At 67.7% G+C, this 16703-nt stretch carries 15 protein-coding genes and 3 pseudogenes; 9 read left to right on the forward strand and 9 right to left on the reverse strand.

The features are described from left to right. A partial coding sequence (locus tag AB0L34_RS26775; RefSeq protein WP_363707631.1) for a transposase occupies positions 1 to 275 on the reverse strand: 275 nt, incomplete at its 3' end. A 48-nt stretch (positions 276 to 323) separates the two neighbouring features. Between AB0L34_RS26775 and AB0L34_RS26780 the strand changes: the two genes are divergently transcribed. The 4 genes from AB0L34_RS26780 to AB0L34_RS26795 all read left to right on the forward strand — a co-directional run bounded on the left by AB0L34_RS26780 (position 324) and on the right by AB0L34_RS26795 (position 4210). Beyond that, the gene (locus AB0L34_RS26780; RefSeq protein ID WP_363707633.1) at positions 324 to 911 is read left to right on the forward strand and encodes a hypothetical protein; all 588 of its coding nucleotides are present in this window, start codon (positions 324 to 326) and stop codon (positions 909 to 911) included. Positions 912 to 1223: 312 nt separating this feature from the next. After that, positions 1224 to 1904, forward strand: coding sequence for a HEAT repeat domain-containing protein (locus AB0L34_RS26785; RefSeq protein ID WP_363707635.1), 681 nt, complete (start codon positions 1224 to 1226; stop codon positions 1902 to 1904). Positions 1905 to 2123: 219 nt separating this feature from the next. Next, positions 2124 to 3080 (forward strand): sulfotransferase, encoded by a 957-nt coding sequence (locus tag AB0L34_RS26790; protein ID WP_363707637.1) that lies wholly within the window; start codon positions 2124 to 2126, stop codon positions 3078 to 3080. Positions 3081 to 3358: 278 nt separating this feature from the next. Continuing rightward, positions 3359 to 4210 (forward strand): ATP-grasp domain-containing protein, encoded by an 852-nt coding sequence (locus AB0L34_RS26795; protein ID WP_363707639.1) that lies wholly within the window; start codon positions 3359 to 3361, stop codon positions 4208 to 4210. A gap of 145 nt (positions 4211 to 4355) precedes the next feature. On the opposite strand, the gene AB0L34_RS26800 is transcribed toward AB0L34_RS26795, so the two are convergent. The 3 genes from AB0L34_RS26800 to wrbA all read right to left on the reverse strand — a co-directional run bounded on the left by AB0L34_RS26800 (position 4356) and on the right by wrbA (position 7813). Continuing rightward, the gene (locus AB0L34_RS26800; protein WP_363707641.1) at positions 4356 to 5030 is read right to left on the reverse strand and encodes a cytidylate kinase family protein; all 675 of its coding nucleotides are present in this window, start codon (positions 5028 to 5030) and stop codon (positions 4356 to 4358) included. A gap of 648 nt (positions 5031 to 5678) precedes the next feature. Beyond that, positions 5679 to 7106, reverse strand: a complete 1428-nt coding sequence (locus AB0L34_RS26805; RefSeq protein ID WP_363707642.1) for an MFS transporter — start codon at positions 7104 to 7106, stop codon at positions 5679 to 5681. A 26-nt stretch (positions 7107 to 7132) separates the two neighbouring features. Next, entirely contained in the window at positions 7133 to 7813 is a 681-nt protein-coding gene (gene wrbA, locus AB0L34_RS26810) for an NAD(P)H:quinone oxidoreductase (RefSeq protein WP_363707644.1), read from the reverse strand. A 76-nt stretch (positions 7814 to 7889) separates the two neighbouring features. On the opposite strand from wrbA, the gene AB0L34_RS26815 reads away from it, so the two are divergent. Both AB0L34_RS26815 and AB0L34_RS26820 read left to right on the forward strand, forming a co-directional pair. Next, positions 7890 to 8354, forward strand: coding sequence for a MarR family transcriptional regulator (locus tag AB0L34_RS26815; protein WP_363707646.1), 465 nt, complete (start codon positions 7890 to 7892; stop codon positions 8352 to 8354). 102 nt (positions 8355 to 8456) lie between these two features. Continuing rightward, a pseudogene (locus AB0L34_RS26820) lies at positions 8457 to 9266 on the forward strand (IS481 family transposase); the annotation flags it as partial. 32 nt (positions 9267 to 9298) lie between these two features. Here the strand turns inward: AB0L34_RS26820 and AB0L34_RS26825 are convergent. Beyond that, positions 9299 to 10411, reverse strand: a complete 1113-nt coding sequence (locus AB0L34_RS26825) for an IS630 family transposase (RefSeq protein ID WP_363707648.1) — start codon at positions 10409 to 10411, stop codon at positions 9299 to 9301. A 174-nt stretch (positions 10412 to 10585) separates the two neighbouring features. Here AB0L34_RS26825 and AB0L34_RS26830 point away from each other — a divergent pair. After that, a pseudogene (locus AB0L34_RS26830) lies at positions 10586 to 11347 on the forward strand (recombinase family protein); the annotation flags it as partial. Between the two features lie 25 nt (positions 11348 to 11372). Here AB0L34_RS26830 and AB0L34_RS26835 read toward each other — a convergent pair. The 3 genes and pseudogenes from AB0L34_RS26835 to AB0L34_RS26845 form a co-directional block, all read right to left on the reverse strand. Beyond that, positions 11373 to 12278 (reverse strand): aminoglycoside phosphotransferase family protein, encoded by a 906-nt coding sequence (locus AB0L34_RS26835; RefSeq protein WP_363707650.1) that lies wholly within the window; start codon positions 12276 to 12278, stop codon positions 11373 to 11375. Positions 12279 to 12311: 33 nt separating this feature from the next. Continuing rightward, entirely contained in the window at positions 12312 to 13028 is a 717-nt protein-coding gene (locus tag AB0L34_RS26840) for a galactosyltransferase-related protein (protein WP_363707656.1), read from the reverse strand. Between the two features lie 60 nt (positions 13029 to 13088). Beyond that, positions 13089 to 13220, reverse strand: a pseudogene (locus tag AB0L34_RS26845) (glycosyltransferase family A protein); the annotation flags it as partial. 213 nt (positions 13221 to 13433) lie between these two features. Between AB0L34_RS26845 and AB0L34_RS26850 the strand changes: the two are divergent. After that, positions 13434 to 14234: a maleylpyruvate isomerase N-terminal domain-containing protein gene (locus AB0L34_RS26850; RefSeq protein ID WP_363707652.1), complete on the forward strand. Its 801-nt coding sequence runs from the start codon at positions 13434 to 13436 to the stop codon at positions 14232 to 14234. A 12-nt stretch (positions 14235 to 14246) separates the two neighbouring features. On the opposite strand, the gene AB0L34_RS26855 is transcribed toward AB0L34_RS26850, so the two are convergent. Continuing rightward, positions 14247 to 14618, reverse strand: a complete 372-nt coding sequence (locus AB0L34_RS26855) for a transposase family protein (RefSeq protein ID WP_363707658.1) — start codon at positions 14616 to 14618, stop codon at positions 14247 to 14249. Positions 14619 to 15180: 562 nt separating this feature from the next. On the opposite strand from AB0L34_RS26855, the gene AB0L34_RS26860 reads away from it, so the two are divergent. After that, entirely contained in the window at positions 15181 to 16356 is a 1176-nt protein-coding gene (locus AB0L34_RS26860; protein ID WP_363707654.1) for a DUF6236 family protein, read from the forward strand. Positions 16357 to 16703 lie beyond the last annotated feature (347 nt).

Here is a 16703-nt window from a genome sequence, read left to right on the forward strand (position 1 = left end):
AACCAGTCCGGAAAATACGAGCCAGAACGCAGCTTCGGGATCGCCAGGTCGATCGTCCCCGCCCGGGTGTCCCACTCCCGAGGCCGGTAGCCGTTGCGGGAGTTCACCCGCTCGTCGCTGCGCTGCCCATACCCGGCACCGCAGACCGCGTCCGCTTCGGCGGACATCACCGCCTGCGCGAACGTTTTGATCATCGCCTGCAACACGTCCGGCGACGCGCCCGCGATCTGCTCGCACAGCAGGTCAACAGGGTTCACACTCTCAGATGCGGCCATCGCGCATCACTCTCCTTCACTGACTTAGCCGTCTCGAAGGATCGCGCGGTGGCCGTCTCCTATCTACGCAACACGCCCATCACGGGCAAGTCGTACACCACTTCCGTGGACGCAGCCAGTGACGAGTTCTGGTCCCGCACCAACCATCGCACCACCTGGTACAAGGTTGAGGACTTCGCCCACAGATGCGTGGACCGGAATCCGTTGGACGAGACAGCCCGGGCTTTGGTCGGGCTGTCGATGCACGCCGGCTCGTTCGGCGGGCTACAACTCCTTGCCGGGGACGCCGCAGCAGGTGACGAGGTCGTATACGACCTGATTGCGGTGGCAGAGTGGGTGTGGCTCGAGGTCGGTGTCGACCCGGGAGCGTGTCTCGAACAGGCGCTCCTGCGGGTCGGTCCGCCGATGCTACGGCGATTGGCGCAGTCCGGCGGACGTATCGGGCGGGCTGCGGCGGCCGCCTCGGCCTTTCTCGCCGGGAAGTCGTTCGCTGAGGCGATCGGCCGCCGACAGTGGGACCTGTTCGTGCATGCCTTGGTGGCACGGGAGGACCGCGATCTGTCGGTCGTGAGTCAGGCGTCGCTCGTGGCTGAGGAGCATTTGCTTGCCGCTGCGCGGGGAATGCCTGAACAATGACGCGTCGGCCGTCATCGACCTGATGGATGCGGCTCGGTGGTGGGCCGTGCATCGTGATGCCGATGTCATGTACCGGCTTCGTGAACTGCTTGAAGTCGTGTCCCGAGACTCGCTTGAGCGGTTCATCGGTGATCAAGGGGACGGGGTGGCCGCGTCATTGCTAACCGCACTCCTCATCGTTGACTGCCAGGGACCCTCGTTGCTCCCAGAGGTGTGAGGACGACCGACTGCCCGATCGCACGTCTGGATCTGTCGCGAAGCGCTCGGCACCGAAGGCAACCGAAGACGTCAGACATGCCGGATGATCGTGGCGTGGAGTACTTTGACCTGTCGCCGTACGACTACCTCGGCTTTCCGCTGCCGATGCGGGCTGTCGGGTGGCTGGGGCGCCGTTACGGGGTGCAGGGCGCTGGCGGGGCGCCGATGACTGGTGCCGAGTTGGAGCGGCTCAGGGCCGCCTCTCGGCGGCTCGGCAGCGTCACGCTCGGCTGGCATGACTGTGACTTCTGTGGGGCCTCTGAGGGTAATGGCGAGTATCGCTACTACCTGCCCGGCGGGGAGATCTACGCTGCGCCGATGATGATCCTGCATTACGTTGAAGAACACGGATACCGGCCGCCCGTGGAACTGCGCGACGGCTTGCGGGCGGCCGGGCAACCGCGGTGGGACTGGCGCGCCGAGCGCTTGTGCGCGGTGCTGCTGGACCAGTCGGAGGACCCGGATTTCCGGTGCCAGGCCGCGGTCGACCTCGCGAACTGGAACGACCCGCGTGCGTTGGACGCGTTGCGGCGCGCCGCACACGATGAGGACTTGGTCGATGTGGCGGGAGACGAGATCGGCCGATCGTTAGCAGCGTTCGTGGATCGTGGCCTCGCGAGGGATCTACTCGCCGAGGACTTGCACGTCATGGTGCGGTACGGCATCGACGATGCATCGAGCCGGTGGCGTCCACGGGCATCGCATCTGGCCGCCGACCGGCTTCGCAGCGTATGACGGACGTACGGTGATGCTCGACGCGCGGTCATGCCGAGATCAGTGCATCAGTGTGTGAGGGATGCGGCGCGTTGGGAAACTTTGATAATTCGTTGCTCGCTTGTTGGAGGCGGCCGTCCGGCGCGCACTCGGCGCGGCGGTGCGGGTTCGGCCCGTAGCAGCGGGTGAAGGGGATAAATGGCTTGCACGAGCGCCGGGTTGGGAGTTTGACTCCTCGCCATGCCTTCCCCCTCACCGATCTTCGTCGCGGGTACGGGTCGTTCGGGAACGTCACGGATCGCCGACATCATCGGCGAACATCCGCTGATCCATCGGATTCCGATGGAGACCCGGTTTCTCATCGACCCGGGTGGCCTGCGGGACCTGGCCGACGCGCTCACCGATCGATACGACCCCACCGTCGGTGAGGACGCCCTGCACCGGCTGAGCGACTTCCTCACCGTACGAGTGCCCGGCCGGCGCGACGATCGCGGCAAAACCGTTCCCGAACTTGTCGGCGAGCAGCGCTACCGTGACGCGGTGCAACAGCTCTGGCCGCAGTTGGTCGCGCACACATACGACGAACCTGCGCCCGCGGAAGGCTTCGGGAACGCCGACCGGCCTGCCGGGCCGTTCGAGCCGCTGAGCCGCCGGCGGGTAGTCCCCAGGTATTTCAGCGACCGGGGCGAACTGCTCGGAATCTTGCGGGGCCTGATCGACACCATGTTCGGCGGAGCAGCCGCCGACGCGGGCAAGCCGACCTGGTGCGAGAAGACACCGTTCAACCTGCTGTGCATGGAGTTCCTCTGGGAACTGGTCCCCGAAGCGACCATCGTGCACATCAAGCGTCACCCGGTCTCAGTGCTCGCATCCCACCTGGCCCAGCCATGGGCACCGTCCACCGTCGACGGCGCGCTCGCCTACCTCAAGCCGGTCTACCACCGATGGCTCACCTGGAAGAACACGGTCGACCTGACGGGCAGGCGATACATCGAGGTGAAAGCAGAAGATCTCGCAGCCGACTGGCCCGGGCAGCGCCGCGCCCTGTTCGAACGGCTCGACGTCGACGACTTCGCCACCCCTTCAACGTTTCAGGCGCACAAGCTGACGAACCGCAACAACCAATTCGACCACGAAACCCGCGAGTTCATCGAAGAAGCACTCGGCAAGATCATCCCGGCCATGGGATACGAGTGACGACTCTGGCTCTCCACCTTGGCGACGCCGCGTCGGGCCCCTCGAACGCCCCGTAACGCTGCTTCAGCGGAACCGCATCGCAGACCACTCGTTCCTAACTTTCCGGCCGTCTTTTGAGCCCGCGCCCATGGGCGGTGCACGCTTCTGCCGCGATGAGGCGCGGTTGCCGCCTGCACACCCGTTACCGGGCGGGGCCAGTGATCCTGGGCGACATCGGCTGAGCAGGTCCGGATGGATACTCGGATGCGTTGGCCGGCTGTTTAGCTGATCGTTGTTGGATGATATTGCTGGTGCCCGCCGATGTGTTGCGCCCCCGCCGGCCAGACGAGCACTTCGCCGACGAGGCCGAAGCGGCCCGCCAGGCCGGAACCGATGTCGCGGTGATCGACCACGACGCCTTCGTTCGCGGACAGGCCGACGGGGCGGCAGTCGACAGGGTTCCCAAGAGCGCGGACGCGGTTTACCGGGGGTGGATGCTGCGAAGTGAGCAGTACGCAGCATTGGTGCGGGCCCTCGCGGGTCGCGGTGTGACCGTGCGGACCAGCCCCGAGCACTACCGGCGGGCACATGAGCTTCCCGGGTGGTACCCGGCGATCGAAGGCCACACTCCAGAGTCGGTCTGGACTTCCGGCGACGATCGCCGCGACCTCCTCCAAGCGTGCGCGGCCCTTGGCTCCGGACCTGCGGTGCTGCGTGACTACAGCAAGTCGATGAAGCACTACTGGCATGAGGCGTCGTTCATTCCGGACGTGGCCGATCGCGATGCGGCATGGCGGGTGGCCAGCCGGTTTCGGCAGTTGCGCGGTGACGACTTCGCCGGCGGCTTTGTGCTGCGCCAGTTCGAGTCGTTCGTCGGGGCGGAGGTGCGGACCTGGTGGGTCGAGGGTTCCTGCCGCCTGGTCACCGCGCACCCCGATACCCCGGAGCACCAGCCACCCACAAAACTCGACCTGGCGGCCGTGGAAGCTTCGATGCGGGCCTTGGACCTGCCGTTCGTGACTGCGGATCTCGCGTTACGCGATGATGGTCGGTGGCGAATCGTCGAGATCGGCGACGGCCAGGTCAGCGACCGGCCGCGTAGCACGGCCGCTGCCGAGCTGATCGCGGCCCTCAACACCGAGGACAGTTGATCATGTAACAGCGCCACCGCCGGCCCGCCCAACGGCCCGGCACTCAGCAAGATTGCGTGCACGGATCTGGCCGCCGACAGGGCGTTACAGGGTGTGACGGACGTGCGGCGGTCTTGAGCGTGCGGTCGTGTCGAGTTGAGTGCGGTCAGTGTGTTCGGGTTTCCCAGACCGGCTGCTGCGGCTCGTCGTTGTGCACGATGATGTCGACGTGATCGATCGGGCGGACCGTAGCGAAGTAGAACTGTTGGGAGGGGATGTAACGCTCGCGCCAGCGCCGTTCGACCTCGGCCCGAGATGACACCCGGCGCTCTCGGATCACGGCACGATCCACGGTCGTCTCGAGCGCGGTCGACACGAAGATGCGCAGGTCCCACCGGTCAACCAGTTCCGGGCGCATGAGGAAGACGCCGTCGAAGACCAGCACAGCGTCGGCGGGGGCAGTCCTGATCGGTGGGGACAGCGCGGTATCCGCTGTGCGGTCGTAGACCGCGTGTTGGAAGCGTCGATCTCCGCCCGGGCCGAGCGGATCGAGCAGAACCCGGTTCAGTGCGTCGTAGTCGTGGGTGTCGAAGTAGCAGCCTTCGGCTGAGTACTCGCCGCGCGGGTAGCGCTGTGCCCGCGGGAAGAGGAAATCGTCGATCGTCGCGCGGATGACGTCGCGGCCCTGTGTGCGCAAGACGTCGGCCAGCTCGTCGGCGAGCGTGGTCTTGCCTGCGGCGGGCGGTCCGTCGATGGCAACCCGCGTCGGGTGTGCGACTGCGACGGATCCGACTGCCTCGGCCAGGCGGCCGAGCACCTCGTCGCGGGTGCCTTGGTCCATGTCCTGCCCCGTCCTGGTCTCGCGAAGGTCGCGTTGTCGAGCCGACCCTATGCCCGCCAGCCTTTCGCGCCCGTCACTCCCCGGGCGAGCGAGATTGCCGCATGCGGAACTGGCTGTGGTCGTGACGCAAACAGACTGTCATTCCGGCGCTGGTCGCTCGGTATCGCGTTACCGGTCATGCCGCGACTGTGTGCGCGAGCTGGCCGCATGTCCATTACTGTCCGTTAGCTGGCTCCGTCGTCGGCCGCGCCTCACGTGCACGCTCGTGCCGAAAGTAGTGCGCGTGCGGCGATCGACAGCATGGCCTTATCGTTGTGCTGCTGTCCTGGCTCGCTGCATTTGATGCGGCTCAGGAAAGTCTATGCAACGGCTCAGTGGGCCTGTTGCCGTCTCGATGGGGTTTGCTGGGGCTCTGCCCGGCGCCCACCACTGCTCGGCGCGCTGCCAACGACGCAGCGGCTCTGCGGCGATTCCCAGCCTCGACGCTACGGCCTTGATCGCCTCGTGCTTCGACTCGTCCCCCCGGGGGCTCGTCTGGCAGCCTCAACGTGCGCTGGCGGAACTGCGGTGAGCTGACCAGGCGCTCTCCGCACCCCTGTCGTACGCGAACGCAAGGGTGCGGCGAGTGAGCACGCGGCGTCGCCGTGGTCAGCCGCGCCGGTGTTGTGGTAGTAGCAGGCTGACTATCGCGACAGCTAGGCCGATCCCGGCTGCCATGAGGAAGACCAGGTCGTAGCCGGCGGCGAGGGCGGCAGGAGAGCTGGCGTCGGCGGCGCCTGTTCCGGCCTTGGCGCTGGCGGCTGTGGCGAGTACGGCTAGGGCTAACGAGCCGCCTATCTGGCTGGAGGTGTTGGCCAGGCCGCCGATGATGCCCGCGTCGCCTTCGGGTACGTCGGCGGTGGCCGCGGCCATGAGGGTGGGGAAGGTCAGGCCGATGCCAACGGCGATGAGCAGCGTGGGTCCGAGCACGCTGGTGACGTAGTCGCTGTCGGTGTGGGCCTTGGCGAGCCAGCCGAAGCCGGCTAGGAAGCAGGCGCTGCCGGCCAGTACCAGAGGGCGTACACCGGTTCGGGGCAGCAGGTTGGCGGCGAATCGGGCGATCACCCCGAACGTCACCGCTGCGGGTGTCTGCCCGAGCCCGGCTTCAAGTGCGCCGTAGCCGAGTGCGTTCTGCATGAACAGCGATGTGAAATACCACATCGCGACGGCAATCCCGCCGAACAGCAGCAGCATGCCGTTGCTGACGGCCACGGTCCGGATCGTGAACAGCCTCAGGGGCATCATCGGCTGGGTGGCGAAACGCGCCTCCACCACGGTGAAGATGATGAGCAGGAGCAGGGCCGCCACGGCTGGCCCGAGAACCCGCACGGACGTCCAGCCATGGTCGGCGCTTTGCATGACCCCGTAGATCAGCGCGGCCAGTCCAGCCGTTCCCGTGACCGCGCCAGTGAGGTCGAGCGATTCGCGCCGGCTGGCTCGCGTGCCGACCAGCGACATCATGGCCAGTACGATCAGCACGGCGCCGATCGGTACGTTGATGAGGAAGACCCACCGCCAAGACAGGCCAGTGGTGATGGCGCCGCCGGCAAGCGCGCCGGCCATCCCGCCCACACCGCCCGAGGCGGACCATGCGCCGAACGCCCGGGCCCGCGCCTGCGGCTCGGTGAAGTAGGTGTTGATCACGGCCAGCGTCGCCGGGGCCAGCATCGCGGCGCCCACGCCCTGCGCGACGCGGGCCCCCACCAGGATCTCCGGAGCGGTTGCCAGGCCGCCGACCAGACTCGAGGCGGAGAACAGGAACAGCCCGGCGACCAGCATCCGGCGCGGGCCGAACAGGTCAACGGCGCGGCCACCCAGCAGCATGAAGCCCGCGAAGGTAAGCACGTAGCCATTCACCACCCAAGCCAGGCCGGTGGCGGTAAAGCCGAGATCCCGCTGGACCGAGGGCAGCGCGACGTTAACGATGGACACGTCCAGGATCACCATAAACTGGCAGGCACACGCCAGCGCCAGGACGGTCCAGGAGGATCCGGCCTGCAGCCTGGCCCGCTGAGTTGCGGTGCTGGTGCTTGTCATGACTTCTCTCCTTGCTAACCCGCCGCTCACGCGGTCCGGCAGGCTGCTCCGGCCAGGGCTCCGTGGCTGTTCCCGTTGCCCACGGCGGCATCGGCGACGACGTGGTCCCCCAGCATCTGGAGCGTGATCTTGGCCAGCCGAAGTCCCTGGTATCTGGCCGCTTCCAGCGCCGCGGTATCGGGGCCGTCTCCGTTCGGGCTGGTCACATGCGACGTGCCGTAGGGGTTGCCACCGGCGGCGTACACGACCGGATCGGTGAACCCGGGCGGGACGATGAGCGACCCCCAGTGGTAGAAGACGTTGCCCAGCGACAAGATCGTGGCCTCGCTGCCGCCGTGCCGGTTGAACGCTGAGGTGAAGGCCGTCACCGGCTTGTTGGCCAGCTTCCCCTCCTGCCACAGACCGCCGGCCTGGTCGATGAACTGCTTGAGCTGGGCGGCCGGCGCGCCGAACCGCGTCGGCGTCCCGAACGCGTACGCGTCGGCCCACGCCAGGTCCTCAAGTGAGGCCTGGGCGATCGACGCGGTCGCGTCGGCGTGCCGCCGCCACTGCGGGTTCTGGTCGATCGCGCTGTCGGGTGCTAGCTCGGCGACCTGCCGCAGCCGCACGACGGCCCCGGCCGAGGCGGCACCCTCGGCGACGGCCTGCGCGAGTGCGTGCACACTGCCTGTCGCGCTGTAGTAGATGACAGCGACCTTCACGGTCATGTCCGGCTCCTCGGTGTTGCTAGAATTAGTTACGCGCATAATGTTATGCGCGTAACTAACCTGTCAAGGAGAGCCCGTGGACTTCGAGTACGCCGACGCCCTCAACCAGGCCATCCGCCTGCTGAGCCTGCGCCACCGGGCCAGGGCCGCCGCGTTGCTGGCCCCGCTCGGCCTGCACCCCGGCCAAGAGGCGCTCCTGCTCGAACTCGACCGGAACGGCCCGAGAATCCAGGCCCAGCTCAGCGAGGCGCTCGGCTGCGAGCCGCCCAGCGTCACGCTCATGACCCGCAAGCTCGAAGCCTCCGGCCACATCCGCCGCGAACCCGCCCCCTCCGACAAGCGCGCCAGCATCATCGAACTCACCGACAGCGGCAAGGCACTCGCCGACCAGGTCAAGCAGCTATGGCACGCTCTGGCGGAGGAAACCGTGACCGGCCTGCCCGCCCAGACCGTGGCCGAACTACCCGCCATCCTCAACACCATGACCGGCAACGTCGACACCAGGCGCCCGGCCACCCACACAGCCGCCGGCACGGTCTAGTTGTAGTGACCATGAGCGTTGTTGACGGCGTGGCGGCTTGATACGAGATGAGACCTCCGGCGAGGTGTGAGGTGCTGACGCCCACTACCAAACCGGAGGTCGGGCCTGCGCGACCGCCCGAGTACCGCCCACCGCCTGCCCGGCAAAACCACACCCGCGGTCGAGGCAGTGATCTGCCAGCTGCGCCAGGACCGCAAACTCGGCCCACGACGCCTCGCCCCGCTGGTGGGCGTGCCCGCCTCGACAGTGCACGCGGTCCTGACCCGCCACGGCCTGCACCGCCTGGCCTGGCTCGACCGACCCACCGGCGAACCCGTGCGCCGCTACGAACGCCAGCGACCCGGCGAGCTGATCCACGTCGACGTCAAGAAACTCGGCAGGCTCCGCGACGGCGGCGGCTGGCGGATACACGGCCGCGACAGCCTCGAATACCGCCGCGCCCGCGGCAGCACCCGAGTCGGCTTCGACTACGTGCACTGCGCCGTCGACGACCACACCCGCCTGGCCTACGCCGAAATCCACCCCGACGAGAAGACCGACACCTGCGCCGGATTCCTCCGCCGCGCCGCCGCCCACTTCGCCGACCACGGCATCGCCCGCATCGAACAGGTCATGACCGACAACGCCTGGGCCTACCGCCGCGGATGAGCCTGGCGCCAAGCCCTGGCCGACCTCGACGCCCAAGCCCGCTTCACCCGCCGCTACCGACCACAAACCAACGGCAAAGCCGAACGCTTCAACCGCACCCTGGCCGACGAATGGGCCTACGCCCAACCCTTCACCAGCAACCAACAACGCGCCGATGCCCTACCCGTCTGGCTGCACACCTACAACTACCATCGCAGCCACACCTCACTCGGCGGCAAACCACCCATCACCCGCGTCAACAACGGTGCCGGGCATTACATCTAGTGCCGTGGCCACGAACGTTGACGGTGTTGGGGTCAGGCTGCGCGGGTGGCGGGTTGGCCCCAGTGTCGTTGTCGTTCGCTGCGGATGCGGGCGCGTTCTCGGCGTTGGGCGGCCAGGACGTCGGGGTGGCGGGCGTTGGCGTTGCGCCAGCGCAGGTAGGCCTGCAGTTTCCTGGCTAGGGCGGGGTGGTTGGGGTGGTGCGAGCCGGCGATCACGAAGGTGCGTAGCGGCCCGAACTGGGCCTCGATCGGGTTGGCCCAGGAGGCGCAGGTCGGGGTGAAGCAGAGCTCGACCTTGTTTCGGGCCGCCCACGCCCGGATCTTTGCGCCTTTGTGCGCGGACAGGTTGTCCAGGATCATGTAGATCGGTGCCCCGTTCGGACGCGCGGCGCGGATCGACTTGAGCGCGGCGAGGGTGTTCGCGGCGCTCTTACGCCGTCGGACGACGCCCCAGAGTTGGTCGTCTCCGACGCTGTAGCAGCCGTGGAACTGCCGGACCCCGTGCAGCTTGCGATAGTTCGCGGGCAGCCGGTGCCCAGCCGGCGCCCAACCGGTGCCGACGTGCGGGCGGATCACCAGGGGCCCGAACTCGTCGAACGCGAACACCCGCTGCGGGAAGTGGCTGCTCACGTACTCGATCCGGGCGAGCTTGACCTCGCGCTGCGGGTCGGTGGACTCCTTCCACGTCTTGGTCCGCTGGAAGGTGATCCGGTGCCGGTGCAGGATCTGCCGCAACCGCTCCCGGCCTACCCGGACCCGCCGGGTGGCATGCAAGCAGAGGTGGTCGGCGAGTTTGCGGACGCTCCACCGGCTGAACCGTCGCCCCAGTTTGTCGAGGCGGGTGTTGGCCGTCTCGACGATGAACTGCTCTTCGTCAGGACTGATCTGGCGGGGACGGCCACCCGCCCACCGAGGGTCCAGGCTGGCCATCCCCATCTCGTTGAACCGGTGGATGACCTGCCGGACCGTGTCCTCGTCGGCTTGGACCAGACGGGCGATGGCCGGCACTGTGTTACCGCCGGCCGAGGCGAGCACGACCATCGCCCGTCGCAGTCGGATCGGGGAGCCAGTTCCCCGGCGAGTGATTCTGAGTAGCTGCTGACCTTCCTGGTCACTCAGCCGCCGCACACGTACAAGATCTGTCACCGCCACAGCCTGACCGCCGCGACGCCGCCCGGCCGACAGGCCAGGCGGCGTGTCAACCAACACCGTGAACGTTCGTGGTCACGGCGCTAGTCGTGGATCGCCGGGCAGCGGAAGCTACAGTCGCGGCGGTTCGCACCGTCTGTGGATGGGTTGAGGTTCGCGTTCTACGGGCGTATGTCCACGGTCGACTTCCAGGATAGGGCCTCGTCGTGCCGGTGGCAGCGCGACTACGCCGAGGACCTGGTCGCCGGTCACGGTCGGATCGTGGCCGAGTTCTTCGACGAGGGCATCTCGCGCCGGGTTGCTTGGCCGGACCGGCCGCAGGCGGCACGGCTGCTCGCCGCAGTGGCGGACCCGGCACGCGGGTTCGACGCGATCGTCGTCGGCGAGTACGAACGCGCTTTCCACGGCCAGCAGCTCGAACAGTTGACCCCCACCCTGGCCGAGCACGGCGTGCAGTTGTGGCTGCCCGAGACCTACGGGCCGGTGGACGTCGACAACCCCCGACAGCTGGCGCTGCTGGACCTGCTGGGCGTCCACTCCCAGCGAGAGGTATCCCGAGCGCGGCACCGCACCACCGCGGCCATGCGCGCCCAAACCGAACTGCAGGGCCGGCACCTCGGCGGCCTACCACCATACGGTTACCGGCTGGTCGACGCCGGCCCGCATCCGAACCGCGCCCACGCCGCCTGGGGACGCCGCCTACACCGCCTGGAACCCGACCCGACTACCGCACCCCACGTGAGGTGGATCTTCGAACAGAGGCTCGCCGGCCGCAGCGTGGCCAGCATCGCCCGCGCCCTCAACGACACCGGCATCCCCTGCCCGTCCAGCGCCGACCCGGCACGAAACCCGCACCGCAGCGGCCAAGGCTGGATGCTGACCACCGTGGCGGCGATCCTGGCCAATCCCCGCTACACCGGCCGCCAGGTGTGGAACCGGCAGCGCGCGAGCATCATGTCTAGTGTCCTCCCGGAGCGGACTCTCCAGTCCATTGGGCGGCGAGGTCGGTCCCCCGCTTCCGGATGCGGTCATTGCCCGTTGGGGTGTTGTACATGGCGTAGTGCGGCCACTGGAACAGCAGAATCGCCAGCTCCTCGGCCAGGGTTGCCCGATGCATCTCGGCGGACCGCTCGGTGTTTACCTCGAGGTAGGCGTCGAAGAGCGCCCGCGGCACCGCGACGCCGGCCGGAGTGGCCCGTACCGAGAGCAGTGCCAGATCTCCGGATGGACGGCCAACGCCCGAGGACTGCCAGTCGCAGAGGACGAGGGAGCCGTGGTCGAACGTGACGTTCTCGGTGTGGCAGTCGCCGTGGACGAAGGTGGGCGGCACTGCGCACATGTCGCCTCGCAAGCGGTCGAAACCGGACAGGATGTGGTCGAACTGCGGCAGGGCCGGTTCCCAGAACTCTCTCATCGTGCGAATGTCCGGGTCGGCCATCGCCGCGCCCAGCGCATCGGGTCCGTCCCACATGCGCGTCGGCAGCCCGAACGCGGAATGCAGCGCGGCCAGGTCGTGGCCGAGCGCGGCCCAGTCCCGCTCCCGCCACGTGTTCACGGCCAGCGAGCCTCCGGCGTCGGCCAGAAGCAGCGCAACGCCGTCGGCCACATCGACGTGGTTGATCAGCCGCGGCGCCCGGACCGGGGCAATCGGCGCTAGGTCGCGGTAGAAGCGCAGCTCTCGGCGTGCCGCCGCGAGCGCGTCTGGGCCCAGTGACGCCGGGGTGATCTTGAGGTATGCGTCCGTGCCCCCGAGTGTGACCACTGGTTGAACCCCAGCGCCCGATCGTGATTCCAGGCCGCCGGATCGTTCCCGCGGCACGATGTGGAACGTACGCAGAATTTCTTGCGCGAACCTGGTGGACATGCAGCTGCAACTCCTCGCGAAATCGCAACACGGTCAGGTCCTGGCGGCCATGGGCATCGACTTCTCCGCGATGTTCTTGAGCAGGCCGCCGTATCCCGTGGAAGGCCAGATCCGCACGAACGAACGGTACCGCCGCTCGATCTGTGCCTCCCGGTCGGTGTCGCCCGCCAGGACCGCCCGCATGATCTTCTCGTATTCAAGCGCCGTCATGTAGCCGAGCGGGATCCTCCATCGGAGGTACCAGCCGGTGCAGGAATGCTTCTCGGCCACCTGTACGTAATTCGTGAACCAACTTCGGATTTCCTCCTTGGCCGGCCGCGGATGCACCTGGTGGCACACCGGCGTGTCGTCCAGGGCGTCGAACGATCCGCCACCCTGCCAGAGACGAAAGCCGAGCTCGGCGTCCTCCTCGCCCCAGCCGCGGAACCGCTCATCGAACGCCCCGACCGACCGGCACAGCTCCCTGGATGTGGAAGAGTGGCTGGTCAGAAAGCTCAGCCACGGCGAGACGCTGTCTCCCTCGGCAATGCACTTCATGTACTCGTCACGGGCGAACGCGCCCCGGTGGACGCCCGAGGCCGCTTCGATCGCCTCGAATCGGTTTCGGACGTCCCAGACGTCCCAGACGGTACGCTGCCGGTACGATGGATTTTTCGTCACAGCGTCCGGTCGCACGCTCCGGTCCAGCTGCCGGCATGACGCCTCGACCGCGCCTTGCAGCCCGTCACCGACGTCGAGCAGGGTGAACACCTCGCGCCTGCCGCCCAGCACGACTGACGCGCCGGCATGTCGGCGATGCCTCTCCAGATGACTTCGCACCAGATGAGGAGGACAGAGGCAATCGTCATCGACGAACAGGATGATCTCGCCTCCGGCCAGATCGACCCCCGTGTTGCGAGCCCGTACCGGTTGGACTACAAGGCTTCGACCGCGCACTGGCATGCGGAGCGTCGAGCCCGCCGGCCCAGGACCGCGAAGCTGCTGGCCATGTGTTCGACGGCCTGGAGCGCGCTCATCGACAAATCAGTGAGCCTTTTTCATCGTGACGGTGCAGGTCACGGCAGGTGGAACCCTGGCGCGCCAGTACCGCAGCGCCCGCCGCGTCGGCTGTGAAAATCGCTGTCCGGTTGTCGGAGCACAGTGATAGAAGACGGGGTGCACAAATTTCTCACGTTCTCTGATCATCTGCGGCTGATTGACGAACGGTCGACCGCCTTCCGCGCCGCGGTCGCTGCGGTGCCCAGCCTCGACATGCCGGTGCCGACCCATCCCGAGCGGACGCTGTTCGATCTCGTGCAACACGTGGGCATGGGCCGCCGCAAGTCGGCCGCCATCGTCGCCGCAGGGCCTGCAGACGCTCCCCCGGAGAAGTCCGCTTGGGAGGACGGCACGGGTGCGCCTCGGGAACGCGAGGCTCTCCTGGCCTGGTGGACCGAGTCCGTCGAGCGACTGACGAGCGCGCTGCGCGAGGCCGGCCCGGACCGCGGTTGTTGGACGTGGTGGGGTGACTCGCAGTCACCGCAAACCTCCGGTGCATGGGCACGGCGTCAGGTTCCCGAGATCGCGGTACACACCTACGATGTCCAGCTCACCGTGGGTGCCCCGCAGCCGCTGCCGGACGAGGTCGCCCTCGACGGTTTCGACGACTGCCAGTTCACCCTCTGCTCGACGGATGTCGCCTGGCCGCACGAACCCGCCGTCGTCGATTACTACGCCACCGAGGGCCGCTCTTGGCGCCTTCGGCTGTCCCGCGACGGCGCATGGGCCGCCCGCCTCGGCGCGCCGGCTGCCAACGAGGACCCGGACACGGACACGGCCGACGCCTCCGCCCGGGGCACGGCCAGTGACCTGGTCCTGTTCTTTTACGGCCGCATACCGCCGGATTCTCTGAAGCTAAAGCTCGACGGCGACCGTCGCATCTTCGATCAGCTCATCGCCTGGGACCCGTCCGTGTAACAACGATCCCTTTTATCCTGCGTAGGCCGGGTTCTCGACGTGGTGCAGAACCAGGATCGCCTGCAGGATCGCGGTGGCGCGGTGTGGGCAACAGCGCAGTTTCGTCAGAACTTTCCAGGTCTTGAGGGTGGCGTTGGCGCGTTCACCGATGGCCCGGATCCGAGCGTGAGCGCGGTTGACCTTCTTCTGCCAGCGCGGCAGTTTCGGCCGATGGCGGTGGCGGTGGCGGTGGCGTTTGAACGGTGTGCGGATGCTGCCGCGGGCGCCTTGGTATGCCTTATCGGCAAAGGTCATCACGTTGGCGCTGTTCAGGGCGTCGATGATGCCGGAAGCGCGGGCCGAACACCTGGGTCTCCACTTGGCCGTGACCTGCACCGTCACGATGAAAAAGGTTCAGTATGTGGGCGGACGCTGAGCGGCTTTACCAGCAGTGACGAAGGGGTTCGTTGCTGCTGTAGAGAGCCGAGAGCGGCCACCTCGGGAAGAGATCTCCTGGGTAGGTCGTCATGACGGGTTGTAGCGGTTCCAGGTGCCACCCGGCGGCGGCGTGGTGTCGTTGGGTGGTGTGGTGGTGGAAGACCAGAGCCTGAGCGACGGCCGGTGCCGGAGTCTGAAGTACGAGCTGGCGGAGCGCTGCGAGGCGGCCCGGGACGGCCGGGACGCCGAGTCGCGGATGTAGTTTCCGGACCAAAAACAACGCTACGGCGTCGAGAGGCTGGCGTAGAGCCCGAAGCGAAGCGGGCACCCTTCGATACGAGGGCGGGCCCGCTTCGCTGCCGGTCCACGCGGCGACGATCACCGACTGGAAATCCTCGGCCGAGGGCCGCCCAGACGCCGACGTCGACGCGGTCGCCCGGCAGGTCGCCGGCCGACCAGATGGCGACTCGCACCGTGGCATCCTCATAGATCACGGACAATCATCCGGCGGTATCCGGGAGGGATGCGGATGAGCGACATCGGGCTCTACTACCCGTACTTCCATGTCCAGGACGACACCTGGCTGAAGGCGGCGGCCCTCTATCTGCCACAGGTTGCGCGGGTCCGACCGCCGAACTATCCGGTGCGCGACTCGGAGACCGCCAGTGTGCTGCGCGCCGAGCTCGACTTCCTTCTCGACGTCGACCCGTACCCGCAGGCCGCGAGCACGGCGCGGGAATTCGGGGACTTCGTCCAGCAGGACGCCCAGGCTCTGGGGCGCTACCTGGTCCCGGACTACCTGGGAGCCGGTGGCTCTGGAATGCACAGCCACGACCCGTGGCTTTGGGACGAATCACGTTTCGCCTGGATCCACGCCAGCCAACTGGGGGACGACGAGGCGCTCATCAGGCTGCTGCGCGATCGCGGGCTTGCAACGAAGTCACGGTTCGATCCCCTGACGGGGCTGCGCGACGGGCGATGGGTGGGTATGCATCCGCGCCTCGTGGCCGTCTACTCCTGTTCCCTGGCGCAGCGGATCGCCCGGGCCAACCAACTGCTGCCAGTGACGCACGATCCGCGGCTGTTCGCGCTGCCCGAGGACTGGACGGTGCAGGAGTTGGGCGCGGCACTGGTGAACACCCGGCCGCCCGGTGCCTCCTCGTCTGCCAGATCGGTGCTGTATGCCTGCCTGGCGCTGCGGTCCGTGCTGCCCGCCGGCCTGGAACAGGTGTCCGCTCAGGACATCGTCCGGGCGCGGCGGACGTTGGCCGTCGAGTTCGACGCGTTCCGTGCCCACCTGACCGGCCTGGGGGACGAGTTCGCGCAGTTGGACGGCATCGAGGATCCCGAGATCCTCCGGGCACGACTGGCCGCGATGGTCGAGGCGGACGTGGGCAGCTCGGTCCGGGAACTCGAACGCGGCCTACGAGCCCTGGGCCTGGAGCCGGTCAGGGCGATCTTCGGCCTGAAGTCTCTGGAACTGCCGACGGTGGCGGCCCTTGCCGCCCACGCCCTCAATCTCTCGCCGGTGATCGGCGCCGGCGGAATGCTCGCCGTCCAAGCCTTCACGGCTGTCCGGGAGGCCCACAGGTCGGCGGGCGAGCGGCGTACCAGCGCCGCCGGATACCTGCTCGGGCTCCGCGCCGAGCTCGATCCGCCTGGCGCCTTGGAACGCGCTCGACGCATCCTGACCGGCAGGGGCTGACTCAGGGGGCCGCCCGTCAGTTCATGTCGACAGCGCTAATCCTGACCCGCAGGTTGGCTGCTTCGGGGTAACCGAGTTCGGTCCATCGATCCGGGGGCGCACCGCTGCGCCCCGGCGGGTCTGGGAAGTAACTTCCTGATGGCGAAGCGGGAGCTTCCGGACCAAGAACAACTCCAGCGCTGGTCAAAGATGGGATAACCATCCTGGGCTCCAGGCGTTCGCGCAGGGCCCCTGACCAGGGTTGGAGTTGTTTTTGGTTCGGAAGCTACGGCGAGGCCGGAATGCTCGCCGGCGACGTTACCGCCTTGGTAGCGGCCTGGTAGCGGTCGGCGCGGCGCCCGGGCGGC

This window comes from Micromonospora sp. NPDC052213 (assembly GCF_040679695.1).
Lineage (GTDB): Bacteria > Actinomycetota > Actinomycetes > Mycobacteriales > Micromonosporaceae > Micromonospora.

What these genes read in the sequence shown, in the direction of transcription:
- wrbA (WP_363707644.1), bottom strand. Translation starts at nt 7,813, where the DNA reads ATGACCGTGAAGGTCGCTGTCATCTACTACAGCGCGACAGGCAGTGTG.
- AB0L34_RS26860 (WP_363707654.1), top strand. Translation starts at nt 15,181, where the DNA reads ATGAGCGACATCGGGCTCTACTACCCGTACTTCCATGTCCAGGACGAC.
- AB0L34_RS26800 (WP_363707641.1), bottom strand. Translation starts at nt 5,030, where the DNA reads ATGGACCAAGGCACCCGCGACGAGGTGCTCGGCCGCCTGGCCGAGGCA.
- AB0L34_RS26805 (WP_363707642.1), bottom strand. Translation starts at nt 7,106, where the DNA reads ATGACAAGCACCAGCACCGCAACTCAGCGGGCCAGGCTGCAGGCCGGA.
- AB0L34_RS26835 (WP_363707650.1), bottom strand. Translation starts at nt 12,278, where the DNA reads ATGTCCACCAGGTTCGCGCAAGAAATTCTGCGTACGTTCCACATCGTG.
- AB0L34_RS26795 (WP_363707639.1), top strand. Translation starts at nt 3,359, where the DNA reads ATGATATTGCTGGTGCCCGCCGATGTGTTGCGCCCCCGCCGGCCAGAC.
- AB0L34_RS26790 (WP_363707637.1), top strand. Translation starts at nt 2,124, where the DNA reads ATGCCTTCCCCCTCACCGATCTTCGTCGCGGGTACGGGTCGTTCGGGA.